General features: G+C 47.4%; 10 protein-coding genes. 1 reads left to right on the top strand and 9 read right to left on the bottom strand.

Translation table 11 applies throughout. The annotated features are described in order from the left end of the window. Window positions 1–141 precede the first annotated feature (141 nt). The gene (locus NST38_RS01045; protein ID WP_076254272.1) at window positions 142–1,065 is read right to left on the bottom strand and encodes an AraC family transcriptional regulator; all 924 of its coding nucleotides are present in this window, start codon (window positions 1,063–1,065) and stop codon (window positions 142–144) included. 199 nt (window positions 1,066–1,264) lie between these two features. Between NST38_RS01045 and NST38_RS01040 the strand changes: the two genes are divergently transcribed. Beyond that, entirely contained in the window at window positions 1,265–4,438 is a 3,174-nt protein-coding gene (locus tag NST38_RS01040) for an alpha-mannosidase (protein ID WP_051447420.1), read from the top strand. Window positions 4,439–4,555: 117 nt separating this feature from the next. On the opposite strand, the gene NST38_RS01035 is transcribed toward NST38_RS01040, so the two are convergent. The 8 genes from NST38_RS01035 to NST38_RS01000 all read right to left on the bottom strand — a co-directional run bounded on the left by NST38_RS01035 (window position 4,556) and on the right by NST38_RS01000 (window position 13,279). Continuing rightward, a complete protein-coding gene (locus NST38_RS01035) occupies window positions 4,556–5,410 on the bottom strand; it encodes an aldo/keto reductase (RefSeq protein ID WP_036616272.1) in 855 nt (284 codons plus the stop codon). Window positions 5,411–5,575: 165 nt separating this feature from the next. Continuing rightward, on the bottom strand, window positions 5,576–6,820 hold the full coding sequence (locus tag NST38_RS01030) for a macrolide family glycosyltransferase (RefSeq protein ID WP_036616269.1): 1,245 nt from the start codon (window positions 6,818–6,820) through the stop codon (window positions 5,576–5,578). A 181-nt stretch (window positions 6,821–7,001) separates the two neighbouring features. After that, window positions 7,002–7,451 carry a hypothetical protein gene (locus NST38_RS01025; protein WP_036616266.1) on the bottom strand — a complete coding sequence of 150 codons (450 nt, stop codon included), beginning with the start codon at window positions 7,449–7,451 and terminating at the stop codon, window positions 7,002–7,004. Between the two features lie 382 nt (window positions 7,452–7,833). Beyond that, window positions 7,834–9,087 (bottom strand): mechanosensitive ion channel family protein, encoded by a 1,254-nt coding sequence (locus tag NST38_RS01020; RefSeq protein WP_076254274.1) that lies wholly within the window; start codon window positions 9,085–9,087, stop codon window positions 7,834–7,836. A 148-nt stretch (window positions 9,088–9,235) separates the two neighbouring features. Then, window positions 9,236–9,877 (bottom strand): polysaccharide deacetylase family protein, encoded by a 642-nt coding sequence (locus NST38_RS01015; RefSeq protein ID WP_076254276.1) that lies wholly within the window; start codon window positions 9,875–9,877, stop codon window positions 9,236–9,238. A 186-nt stretch (window positions 9,878–10,063) separates the two neighbouring features. Then, the gene (locus NST38_RS01010; protein WP_047841470.1) at window positions 10,064–10,939 is read right to left on the bottom strand and encodes a carbohydrate ABC transporter permease; all 876 of its coding nucleotides are present in this window, start codon (window positions 10,937–10,939) and stop codon (window positions 10,064–10,066) included. A gap of 15 nt (window positions 10,940–10,954) precedes the next feature. Further along, a complete protein-coding gene (locus NST38_RS01005; protein WP_076254278.1) occupies window positions 10,955–11,824 on the bottom strand; it encodes a carbohydrate ABC transporter permease in 870 nt (289 codons plus the stop codon). Between the two features lie 141 nt (window positions 11,825–11,965). Then, window positions 11,966–13,279 carry an extracellular solute-binding protein gene (locus NST38_RS01000; RefSeq protein WP_076254279.1) on the bottom strand — a complete coding sequence of 438 codons (1,314 nt, stop codon included), beginning with the start codon at window positions 13,277–13,279 and terminating at the stop codon, window positions 11,966–11,968. Window positions 13,280–13,332 lie beyond the last annotated feature (53 nt).

Genomic DNA, 13,332 nt, shown 5'->3' with positions numbered 1-13,332 from the left:
TTTATATAGAAGGAAAAAGAAAAAGGCATTCCCTTGTAACTTAGAGGGTTTGCCTTTTTTATTAGTCCTCTATACATTCTTGGCTGTCGCGATTTATGCAACACATCTCCACTGACATCCCCAGATTATCTCTGTCTTCAATCAGCGCTCAGGACTACCCAAAGATATCAGTTCACGCTCACTCTGTGAATGTCTGCTACGGCGATATGCGCTCGGTGACATGCCATTCAGTTTATTGAAAATGCGATTGAATTGAGAGAAGCTGGCGAAGCCACACTGTGCAGCAATTTCGGTGATTTTTTGGTTAGAGTTCAGGAGCATCTGTTGGGCGTTACGTATTCGGGTCATCTGAATATACTCGGTAAACGTAAAACCTGTGACTTTGTTAAACTGACGGGATAGATGATGAGCACTCACGAAAAACCGTTTGGAGATCTCTTCGAGCGACAGTTCATTCTGATAATGACTGTGAATATACGATGCAATGGCATACATCCGCTGCGACATAGACGAACCTGTCTCTTCACGAACGTAGCTATTCTCAGCCGAGTATCGATGGATCGCACACAGAAACTCAACAAACTTGCTATGGATCGCGACTGAATGAAGTGCGGAGGGATCCTGTGATAGAGCATAGATTTCATTTAAAGGGTTCAATACCGCCTGGCGCCGTTCTTCTGTAAATCGGAATATAGGGACCGGTTTATCAAAAATCGAGAACAACTCTGTGTAACCGCTCTCAAGACCAGGTGTATTACGTGGCATGGCAAAGGTGATCATCAATCGTTTCGGCGGAGCACCCTTCGGATATTGCGTTTTATGCAGCAATGAAGGCCGCAACAGAACGATATCCAGAGGCTGGATCTCATATAAACTACCTTCAATGATGTGCGCAGCTGTTCGATCAAGAAGGATACAGATTTCATAGAAATCATGGAAATGCTGAAATTCCATATTCAGTTCATGGGAGCGCTCGTCATAATCCAGATGATAAAAAAGTGAATCTCCAGGCTGGTTCACATGGATCGCATATCCTTGCTCGTATGCCAAAACCGATGGTGTCATGGACATGCCCCCTATCCTGATTCTAATGATTTTATTTTAGCATGAAATGCAATAAAAAGACGTTATTTTCAGCATACAATACGTAGTTTCGCCCATTTCTCTTTTGTTATGATAGAGTTGATATGTTAGCGCTTGCAGTATTTTCGCCCCAACAACGACTACAGCCTGTACTTACTACAAACCAAGGTGGGAAACCAACATGAAAATGAATTCCTTATATACTCGAATCCATACCATTGTGAAACACTTGGAACGTGCACGACTAACCTCAAAGACATATATCCCTGAGCTTTATCATAAAGAAAGTGGATACCACTCCTGGGAACTGGTGCATGAGGACCCTTCCTCCTGGAACGTATTCCGTAAGGGTGATGGCTGGGGTGGCAAAGATGTACACAGTTGCTTCAAAACCCGCATTCGAATCCCGGACCATCTGGAAGGAAAAAAGGTCGTATGTACCATCGTTACTGGTGCTGATGACATCTGGAATTACGATAATCCGCAATTCTTAGCATTCCTCAATGGGGAACTGATCTGCGGTCTAGACGTGAACCATACGGAAATTGACCTGACACCCGCTGCGGCAAAAGGTGATGAATTCGAACTGGCATTATATGCGTATTGCAGTACGTCTGCTGCGGATGTTTTTCTAAATGTATATATCGCCGAGCATCATCAGCAAGTCTCCGATTTGTATTACGATCTCAAGGCTGCGCTGGATGCTGCGGATCTGTTGCGTGAGGATGATCTGGAGCGCCTGAAGTTGGTCGAACATCTGAATAAAGCCGTGAATTTGCTGGATTTGCGTCAGGAAAACAGTGCAGAATTCCATGCGTCGGTACTGGAAGCGCGCCGATATCTGCAAGATCATGTCTATGGTGATATCCGCCCTGCCGGTGATCACATCCCTACCGTGCACTGTATCGGACACACGCATATCGATGTGGCATGGCTGTGGACGCTGGATCAGACTCGGGAGAAGGTCATTCGTAGCTTCGCGAGTGTATTGTATCTGATGGACAAGTTCCCGGAGTATACCTTTATGTCCTCTCAGCCCCAGCTGTATGCATACCTGAAAGCAGACTACCCGTCCCTATATGAAAAAATCAAAGAAAAGGTGGCCGAAGGCCGCTGGGAAGCGGAAGGTTCAATGTGGCTGGAAGCCGATTGTAACCTGATCTCGGGTGAATCCATGATTCGTCAGATTATATACGGGAAACGTTTCTTCAAGGAAGAATTCGGTGTGGAGAACCGTGTGCTCTGGTTGCCGGATGTATTTGGTTATAGTGCAGCGATGCCGCAGATTATGCGCAAGAGCGGCATTGATTATTTTATGACAACCAAAATTGCCTGGAATGATACAAACCAAATTCCAAACGATACGATGTACTGGAAAGGAATCGACGGATCAGAGGTCCTGACCCACTTTATCACAGCAACAGACTATGACAAACACCCTGATTTCAGGCAGCGTCGCTTCGAAACGACCTATAATGGACGATTTAATGCTTCGCAAGTGAAAGGTACATGGCAGCGATACCAGAACAAAAACATCAATGCAGATGTGCTTCAATGTTTCGGATTTGGAGATGGCGGCGGCGGACCAACCGAAGAGATGCTGGAGCATGGCAGACGACTCGATGTCGGATTGCCGGGTGTACCCGCGGTGAAACGCACCTTTGTACGCGAGTTTTTCGAGAAGCTGGAGCAAAATCTGGCTGATGTTCCTTCCGTTCCTCGCTGGTCGGGTGAGCTGTATCTGGAGTATCACCGGGGTACCTACACTTCCATGGCGCGCAACAAACGGTATAACCGTCATAGCGAATTTGCGCTGGCCGATGCCGAACTATATGCCATGATTCATCGTCAGGCGAATGCACATGCGGCCTATCCAACCGATGCACTGGAGCATGCGTGGAAGCTCACGATGCTGAACCAGTTCCATGATATTCTCCCGGGCAGCTCCATTGAGCAGGTATATGTGGATTCCAAGGAGCAGTATGAAGAAGTTCTGCGTGTCACGGATGAGCTGAAAGACAGTGCGCTGAACGGCATTGCAAGCCAAATTACATCTGATGGCGAAGCCATTGTAGTATTCAACACGACCGGATTTGTACGGACGGATGTGGTTGAACTGCCTGCTTTTGCGAGAAAAGTAACCGTCTATGATGGAGATCGCCCTGTACCAAGCCAGCGGACTCCCGAAGGCGGACTTGTGTTCCTTGCAGAGAACGTGCCTGCATCCGGGTATAAATCCTTCCGAATCACACCAGATCTGACAGACGAGCTTGTTGCGGGCGTATCGGTTGCACAGTGGGAAGCAGATCGGCGCCACATCCATACACCTTGGTACAATATTCACCTGAATGAAAGTGCCGAGTTCACATCCGTATGGGACAAGCTGGAGGGCCGTGAGCTGCTTCAGTCTGGCAAGCGTGGTAACGTGCTGCAAGTGTTCGAGGATCGACCTGCGGAATACGAGGCATGGAACATTGACGATTATTATGAACAGCATATGTGGGAGATTAATGACCTGCAGTCGCTGGAGTGGGTTGAAAGTGGGCCGGTACGTTCCGTGCTTCAAGTGAAGCGACAGTTCCTGGACTCGGTCATTGAGCAGACAATCATCTTCTACGCGCATACGCGCCGGATTGATTTCCGTACGTTTGTGGACTGGAAGCAGGAGCATTTGCTGCTGAAAGCCGCTTTCCCGCTGGATATCTGGAGTGAAAAGGCCGTCTACGAAATCCAGTATGGCAACGTTGAGCGTGCTACCCACCGTAATACGAGCTGGGATCAAGCCCGGTTTGAAGTATGCGGGCAGAAGTGGGCCGATCTGGCGGAGAACGGGTACGGTGCTGCTCTGCTGAACGACTGCAAATACGGATATGATATTCATAACTCGGTGATGCGACTGTCGCTGATCAAGAGCGCAACGTACCCGAATGAAAATGCCGACAAAGAGCAGCACGTATTCACCTACGCGCTCTATCCGCATCAGGGCGACTTCCGTGAAGGACGTGTCATCCAAGCTGCTTATGATCTCAACCGTCCGCTGGTTGCCCGTGAAGTAAGTCCGCAAACCGGTACGTTGCCGGGAACATGGTCAATTGCATCGGTCGATCAGGATAATGTCGTGCTGGAGGTTATCAAAAAAGCCGAGAACAACGATGATATGATCATCCGAGTCTACGAAGCACATGGCCGCCGCAGCCGTGCTTCCCTGCAATTGCCTGAGGGAGCAGGTGCTACGGCGTACGCGTGTGATTTGCTCGAGAATAACGAAGCGGAATGCGCCGTGGAAAATGGTCGAATTTCTTTTGATATCAAACCGTATGAGATTCTGACCTTCCGTATCCCTGCTGAACAGTAAACAGAAATTACGCAACATGAAAAACTGCAACATTGCTTAATATGCTTCAACAATAAAGCAATAAAGGGCTGCCTCCTGTCATATCTGACATGAGAGCAGCCCTTCATTTGTCGTTCTTTAAAATTCTTCGTACTCGCTTGGGTCCTGATCCCACAAACGTCCATCCGGACGATTAAATGCAGAGATGACCTGCATCTCTTCTGTGCTCAACTCAAAATCGAATATATCGATATTTTCCTGTTGATGCTGCAAGGAGCCGGCTTTCGGAATGGGAATGGAACCCAGTTGAACATGCCAGCGCAGAATGATCTGGGTTGGCGTTTTGCCATGCGTTTCCGCAATCCGAAGAATGTTCTCATCCTTCAGAATATCCTGTACGGCATCATTGCCACGTCCAATCGGACTCCAGGATTCGTTCACGATGCCATGCTTTTTATCCTGTTCCCGCTGATCGGCTTGGTCAAAGAACGGATGCAGCTCAATCTGATTCAGACTCGGCGCTATCCCCGTTTCCTTAATCAGCCGATCATTGTGCTCAGGCAGGAAGTTGCTGACTCCAATGGATCGTATATATCCACGTTTTTTGGCTTCGATCAGTGCTTGCCATGCCTCGACATACATGTCCTTTTTCGGATTGGGCCAGTGAATCAGATACAGGTCGTAATAATCCAGATCCGCTCTGTACAGGGATTCCTGGATCGCCACAAGTGCTTTATCATGAGCGTGATAACGCCCCGGCAGCTTCGAGGAAATGAGCAGTTCTTCTCTGGCGATGGAGCTTTGTTTGATTGCTCTGCCCACCGTTGCCTCATTCTCATAGTTATACGCCGTATCAATTAATCGATAACCCGTATCCATTGCGGACGCGATCGATTCAACGCCTTCTTCACCTTTTAAACTATAGGTACCAAATCCAATTGCAGGCACTTTCAAGCCATCGTTCAATGTATATTCCGGAATTTGATGATTCATCTGAAGACTCTCCTTTGCAAAAGGTATACGAACAATATGGTAAAAATAATGCCCCTCTCCGTTTATCTACCCCTCCATACGCGCTTGAATCAATTGGAAGTCACCACTCCGTTTTAGTCGGGTGACGGCTTCCTCTTCTAGCTCTCATGAAGAACGCTCTCCTTTTCATTCAAACGAAGAGATGGGCGTCGCCGATAACGGCTGATTGCCTATAAAGTTCTTAATAGCCATAGCAGCCTGCTTATACCCGCCAGCATCGCGTAACGTTTTCCCAATAACCTCAGCATGCTCCTTGTAGGAGGCATTACCGAGCACTTCTAATACTGCGTTTCTAAGCACATCGGGTGTAAGGTTATTTTTGTCCACGATGACCCCTGCTCCCAACTCCTGTACCCGGCCTGCTACACGCGGCTGATCCGATGTTAACGGAAGCATGATTAATGGTACATTGTAATACAAAGCTTCGCTGGTACTGTTCATGCCTGCATGGGTCAGAAAAGCATCTACACACTGCAACACTTCCAGTTGAGGGACATAGGGTCTTATGATGAAATTGTCAGGAATGAGATCAGCAATGGGCTCTATATCGGTATCCTTCCCAGAAGATAATATAAACTGCACAGGCAAATTACGAAAGGCCGTAAAGCAAAGCTTATAAAAATCAAGATCTTTATTTAAAATGGTTCCCATCGAAATATAAACGACCTGCTTATAAAGAGCATGCAGAGATTCATTTGCAAAAGCTGGCGCATCCTTGCGTGGGATAATGGATGGGCCGGTGAACACAAAGCTGTCGTCCAGCTTGTCCCCCATGGGTTGAAAATAACGACTTGTATAGATAATCTTCAGTTGTCCTGAATGCCCTGAAAGTTCCGCCAGGGAAGGTACAGCCACATCGAACTGGGAAGCTATTTGCTGGGACATTTCCACGATGCTATTATATAGCTCCTTGACCTCCTCCGTATCATCATTCAGTTGATTGTCTGATCCAAGAGGCTCCACAAAAACAAAGGTGCTGGTTGAGCATACCGTTGGTATACCTAACTTCTCACCTAGAATTTGTCCTCCCCAGCCTATTATGGAGTCAAAAATGATATAATCGTAGGTTTCATGTTCGATCAGATTCAGAACATCTGGTATAAAGCGTTGAATCACTTTATTCAATATCATATATAAAAATTGGTAAGGATGCTTGAGTTCGAATGGCTTCATTCCAGGGTTATTGAGCAGAGTTGCCTCGTTGAAAGAGTATGCTTTAAATTGTGCGCCTATCGCTTCAATCTTCGTCCGGTATTTTTCGGTACAACAGTAGACCACTTCATCACCGTTCTCAACCAGTTCCTTGATTAATCCAAGCGACGGATTGATATGGCCTTCTGCAGGAATCATCACAACTAATGCACGTGCCACGACACTCACCTCCATTAAATTTTCCAATGAACTCAAGTGGGGAAATGATAACCCATTCTTCCAGACCATTGGCTTGAATAAATAAAACTCTACTACCTCATTGAGGCGGTAGAGTTCCTATTCATGAGACGGAAGCATTAAAGTCTACGATACCTAACGTTATTTTACTCTCACGAGCTGGTCACGGCACCCAGACATCCCTTTTATAAAAGGTTACGCTGTAAGCATCGGTATCGCTGTATCTTCCATCTTTGCTTACCACTTTAAAATATACATTATTGTAGTCGACAAGAACCGTATCCGCTCCTGACGTATTCGTAGAAGAAGCAACCAAATTTCCAGCGCTGTCATAGGCGTACAAATCGTAATCATAACCGGAAGGAGAACCCAGCACGACAGATTTGCCATGCCCTCTGAATGTAAAGTAGTCTACATCTGTCGGGGAAGATAGATAAGACCAAGCACTTCCACCCCAGTAAGCCGGACCGTAGGGAGTGGCCACCGTTTGCGTTGGGATTTTATACGCGCTGCTCAAAGTGTCATTCGACTCGTAATTATCCGCCAAGGCCGTACCCACAATCGATCCTGATAAAAGCGTCATCATAATAGCAGAATACAATGTTTTCTTCATTTCATTCTCCCTCCATTTCTTTTGAAAAGTTAGCACGCCAAAGAGACTCCATGCTTTTCCCTCGTTCATAGACACGCCTGATCAGAAAAAGCTCCAAATCACCCCTTTCAAAATATGGAATTAATTAGATTATAATGTAAAGAAATACATATTGTCTACTTGTTTTTACAGTAATTCTGTTTTGCTAACTGTATTTGATCCCGATTCCAGAACTGTGCCGTCAGTCTCATAAATAAAGCACTTGGATCTGTTCCTGTAATTTTAAAATTAGCCAACTTACCAACACTCGACGTGTTCTCACCCATGGCCAATTTGGAGGGGCATCCAAACGTAAAAACGACCACCAATATGGTGGCCGTCACATCTATTTTGATAAATCTTCTTAATACTCTCGTGCATATTGCTTATCCTCTTTCAGTTGCACAATGTCATGTCCGGTTGGATTCTGGAAGGCCCGTAGTCCAAATGTTGACGCCACCGCGAAGATATGGTCAAAGATATCCGCCTGAACGTTCTCATATACACCCCAGTTGATATCATTGCTGAATGCATAGATTTCCAGAGGCAGCCCGCGATCTTCCGGTGCTAATTGTCGCACAATCATCGTCATATCTTTATTGATTTTTGGATGATTCCTCAAATATTGATGGATATATTCCCGGAATACACCGACGTTTGTCAGTTGTCTGCCGTTCACGTTGCTTTCGGTATTCACCTCGTGCTCCATGTTGTATGCTTGAATTTCCTTCAATTTTGCCGTGACATAATCAGTCAGGTAGTGGATTTTCTCAAATTCAGCTACCATCTCTTCCGTACAAAAACGGATACTGCTGATATCAATATAGATACTCCGCTTAATCCTTCTGCCGCCGGACACCTGCATGCCTCTCCAGTTACGGAACGAATCCGAAATGAGGGCGTAGCTTGGAATCATCGTAATCGTTTTATCAAAATTCATAACCTTTACCGTGTTCAATGTAATGTCGATGACGTCACCGTCCGCATTATACTTTGGCATCTCGATCCAATCACCAACGCGCACCATATCGTTTGACGATAGCTGTACACCGGCCACGAGGCCCAGGATTGAGTCTTTGAATACGAGCATTAATACCGCCGATAACGCCCCAAGTCCACTAAGGATAATGAGTGGGTTCTGTCCGATCAGGCTGGAAATAACGATAATGCCCCCGATAATGAACAGGACAATCTTGGCTACCTGAATGTAACTCTTGATTGGGCGTATCTTCGACACCTCATAGGTACGATAGATATCATCGAAGACATTCAGCAGAGCATTCAGAACCGTAATCATAATAACAATCATATAGGTCATTGCTGATTTTTCAATTATGGCCTGATAGGGCGAGAAAATATAAGCAGAATAATAGATTATAATGGCTGGCACAAGATGCGACAGCTTCTGAAATAAATTTTTCTGAACCACAATATGGCCCCACTTGAAACGGTTGTTACTTACGATACGATGAACCGTCTTCAGTACCACTCGCTTGGCAATCACATTCGCCAATATCGAGATCACTGCTATAAAAATAATCATAATGATGTTTGAAAGATAACCAATGGAGGGTCCACTCATGCCGAGTTCTTCTAGTTGATTTCTGATAAAGTCCATTGTTTCCTCCTGACATAATCTAGTTTAGCCTATTATTATAAAGTAGTTTGAGAGGGCAAGCAAAGTTTGTGCTCCCGCTTCATTCTTCCTATGTATTATATATATTAAAAAAAGACCCTGTCATTCAAAGAATGATGGGCCCACTTGATTATGTCGTCTTTGCATCATGCTCACGAGAAATGTCTAACAACTCACTCACCGTCACCAAACGGTACCCTTCCGCGACCAGTTCCTCCACCAGCACACGAACCGCCTCCACCGTCTGGGAACGATCCCCGTACCCGTCATGGAATATGAGCACGCTGCCGGGTTTCACTACTGACCGAGTATGCTCCAGAATGTGCTCAACGCCGGGATTGTCCCAATCCCTTGCATCACCGTTCACCGCACCAATCGTACGATATCCACGTTCCGCCGCCAGAGACAATATATCATCGTTTACGCCAAAATACGGCGGTCGGAAGCAGCGGGCAGGTTGCCCCGTAACTTTTTGAACAAGATTTTCTGCACGTTGCAGCTCCTCTCCGGCTTCCTCCAGCGTCAACTTGGTCAGATCCGGATGCGTGTACGTATGGTTGGCGATCTCATGCCCTTCACGGTGCACCTCCGCCGCAATCTCCGGGTGGTTCTCTATCTCTTGGCCAATCATGAAAAACGTCGCCTGCCCACCGGCACGCCGGAATATCTCAAGCACTTGAGGTGTATACACCGGATGTGGCCCATCATCAAACGTGAACGCCACAACCTTTTCCCGAACAGACTCCTGCTCTACCATCGCGATATTGACCATAAATAATGACCCCTCTCTGCAACTGCCTGCTACATACCCCCTTATTATTCCATGACCACAGGCTCCGGTCTAGTCCAGAGATCACACCTTGCGAAATCCCAAATCAAGCCGATATCCACCAGAAAGAGAGTACAGCGAGCGAGCAGTAAGCCCTTCTACCGCCACGCCCTCCAGTCCAGCCTCCAGCTAACCTTTGATTGCACCTGCGATCATACTCTTCTGCACCTGTTTGTTCAGCAGCAGATAGATGACCACCGTTGGCACTGTCGTAATCATCAGTCCAGCACCAATGATACCCCATTGCGTAATGTACGTTCCCACCATCGACATCATACCCACCGTCAACGTCTGGTAAGCCGTGTTATTGATAAACGTAACTGCAAACATCAGCTCATTCCAGCATGACAGAAATGTGAAGATGGCTACCGTTGATATAGCCGGGGTTACCAGAGGCAGGATAATGGAGAAAAACGTCCGGTATATGCCGCAGCCGTCGATAACCGCCGACTCCTCCATCTCTCTTGGGATACCTTTGAAAAAACTGCCCAGAATGAATACCGCCATCGGAATGCCAAATGCCACATAGGGAATGATCAGAGACCAGTAACTGTTGAGCAGGCTCAGATTCTTCAAAATAATAAACAATGGCAGCAGCGCCGCATGAATCGGCACCATCATGCCCAGCAAAATAATCGTCATCGTCAACCCGCTAAGCTTCCAGTTCATTCTCGTGATTGCGTAACCCGTCATGGAGGACAGGATCAGTACCAAGACAATGGAGGCCGCAGTAACCAGCACACTATTCATAAAATAGGTCAGCACATGGCCGTCGGACATTGCTTTGGTGTAGTTGCTCCACAGAAACGCTTTGGGCAACCCGGCCACATCACCGCTGAAAATCTCACTGTTATCCTTCAGGGAAAACAGCGCCAGCCAGATGAGCGGGTAGATCTGCACAATCGCGACGAGGATCAGAAACGCTTGCAGGAACACTTTCCCGATCGGTCCGGAGATGGACCTCGGCTTGGGCTTTTTATGCAACATGACTTCTACGGTACTCATGCCTTATGCCTCCCTCTACTCCGTTTTGAACAATGAATTAATGAGGATCGTACACACCAAACACTCCACAATAATAAAGACCGAGATCGCACTGCCATATCCATACCGGAACGTATCAAAAATGGTAGCGTACATCAGCGTGCTTGGCACTTCAGTAGTGTAAAATGGCCCGCCACCTGTCAGCACATAGATTAGGTCAAACACCTTGAATGCACCGATAACCGAAAAAACAAGGCTTACCTTCAGAATCGGCTTCATCAGCGGGATCATGATGGACCACGCCGTGCGAATACGGGAAGCACCATCCATTCGAGCCGCTTCGAGTACATCCTGAGACACGGACTTCGCACCTGCATACATCAGCAGCATGTGATACCCCACGTACTGCCACAAGGTTGGAATAAAAGATGCCGCCAGCGCGGTGTCCTTCTGCCCCAGCCAGTCCTGCGCCAGGCTGGATAAGCCGATACTTTGCAGCAGCACGTTCAGCAGGCCATAATCGGCATTGTAGATTTTTGACCACAACTGGGCAATAACCACCGTTGAGATCAACACCGGGATGAAATACACGGTCCGGTAGAAGCCTTCCCCCTTGACGTTGGACGCCAGAATCAGTGCGAGCACCAACGAGATCGGCAGTTGAATGAACACCGAAGCACCCGCGAATAAGAGAGAGTTTTTGATCGAATTCAGCACCCGAGAATCCTTAAACATCTCTACATAGTTGTCCAGGCCGATAAATGTCCCCCTGCCTATGCCATTCCAGTCCAGCAGACTGTAATAACTGGAGACAAAGATCGGAATAAGCACAATGCCGCAGAACAGAAGCAGCGTGGGCAGTACAAAGACGGCTATCGTACCCTTATTGGAAAATACAGAGTTCATTGTTGTTCTCCTCTCAAAGGCGTGACCGGGATATTCCGGACCACGCCTTGTTTGGGTTCATCTTCATTGTTAGCAGGCTTCAGCTTGGCATGCTCACGAGCATACACGTGTAAGGATTGCGTGCATAATAACCTGCGCAACCTACAGGCTCAGCTCTGTTGGTTTGAGCTGTGCCATCTGTTTGCAGAACTCCTCCGGTGTTACATCGCCGGCAAGCAGTTGGGCAATCAGGTTTTTGTGCGCTTCGGCAGACTCCGCTGGCAGAATGTTATCCCACCACGCGATGAATGAGGTCGCCGTTTTCATAATATCTGCCGCAGACAAATCTAAGGAGGACAGGCTGGACGTGTCGAGTGTATCTGTTTTCCAGCTTGGCAGGCCGGCTCCAGCCAGGAAACCTTGTGTACCAAGCTGCTCGCTCAGATACATGAGGAATTCCACGGCTTCCTTCGAATGCTTGGTATTCTGGTTGATGTAGAAACCATCGACGGCTCCGCCGAAGATTTCGGTATTTGTGCCTTTGCCATCTTCAAATACCGGGAACGGAATCACTTTCACTTTGCCTTTGACAGCGGAGGACGGGTCCTCAATTCCTGCATTCACCCAGTTGGCCTGGAACATCATCGCCCCGTTGCCTGCATTAAATGCCCCCAGCATCTCGTCATAGCTCATGCTGAACATGCTGCTGTTGAATGCTCCTGCTTGTGCAAGCTGCTGCATTTTGGTCGCGGCGGCTACAAAGTCGGGCGAATCCCATTTCGACGGATCTTTAAAGGCTTCCATCACGGCAGCATTGCCTGCCTGACGCATCGCAATAATGTCGTACCAGTACATGCCCGGCCAGCGGTCCTTCTCTCCAATCACAGCCGGTGTGATTCCTGCCGCTTTCAGCTTGGAGACTGCATCCAGTAGTTCGTTATAGGTGGTCGGAATCTTGGCACCCGCCTGCTCGAACAGTTCTGTATTCACGTAAAGATTGGCGATATGTGTGTACACGGGCAATGTGTAGATTTTGCCGTCCATATTAATGGCCTCAGCCATTCCCGGGCCCATTCGTTCTTTGATATCGTCCGTCAGGTAACTTGAGATTTCCAGCACATTGCCGGATTTGATGTACGGCTGCATGAAGCTGCCGCCACCCATGCCATAGAACAGGTCTGGCGCTTCACCAGCCGCAATCGATGTTTTGACTTTGGTTTTATACTGTTCTCCTGTCGTGCCCGTACGTTCAACCTGGATGTCCGGATGCTCGCTGTTCCATTTCTCAACAATCTCGGGCAGCAGCTTGGCCGAAGGATCGGTATTGCCAACCGATTGATCCCATAGCGTCAGCTTGATCTTTCCATCGCTCTCCCCCTGTGTACCACCGGACGAACCGGTTGAACATGCCGCCAGACTGATTACAATTCCCAGAGTCAAAATTAGACTTGCTGATTTTTTTAATAGCGCTTTCATCTCTATGGACCTCCCTATGTGTTTTAGTTGGTTCTAGCCCATATTTTAGGCGA

The organism is Paenibacillus sp. FSL H8-0104, from assembly GCF_038050215.1.
In the GTDB taxonomy this organism is placed as follows: Bacteria; Bacillota; Bacilli; order Paenibacillales; family Paenibacillaceae; genus Paenibacillus; species Paenibacillus amylolyticus.
This window is presented reverse-complemented; position numbering and strand designations above follow the sequence as displayed.

What these genes read in the sequence shown, in the direction of transcription:
- NST38_RS01015 (WP_076254276.1), bottom strand. Translation starts at nt 9,877, where the DNA reads ATGGTCAATATCGCGATGGTAGAGCAGGAGTCTGTTCGGGAAAAGGTT.
- NST38_RS01035 (WP_036616272.1), bottom strand. Translation starts at nt 5,410, where the DNA reads ATGAATCATCAAATTCCGGAATATACATTGAACGATGGCTTGAAAGTG.
- NST38_RS01045 (WP_076254272.1), bottom strand. Translation starts at nt 1,065, where the DNA reads ATGACACCATCGGTTTTGGCATACGAGCAAGGATATGCGATCCATGTG.
- NST38_RS01010 (WP_047841470.1), bottom strand. Translation starts at nt 10,939, where the DNA reads ATGAGTACCGTAGAAGTCATGTTGCATAAAAAGCCCAAGCCGAGGTCC.
- NST38_RS01005 (WP_076254278.1), bottom strand. Translation starts at nt 11,824, where the DNA reads ATGAACTCTGTATTTTCCAATAAGGGTACGATAGCCGTCTTTGTACTG.
- NST38_RS01040 (WP_051447420.1), top strand. Translation starts at nt 1,265, where the DNA reads ATGAAAATGAATTCCTTATATACTCGAATCCATACCATTGTGAAACAC.
- NST38_RS01000 (WP_076254279.1), bottom strand. Translation starts at nt 13,279, where the DNA reads ATGAAAGCGCTATTAAAAAAATCAGCAAGTCTAATTTTGACTCTGGGA.
- NST38_RS01025 (WP_036616266.1), bottom strand. Translation starts at nt 7,451, where the DNA reads ATGAAGAAAACATTGTATTCTGCTATTATGATGACGCTTTTATCAGGA.
- NST38_RS01020 (WP_076254274.1), bottom strand. Translation starts at nt 9,087, where the DNA reads ATGGACTTTATCAGAAATCAACTAGAAGAACTCGGCATGAGTGGACCC.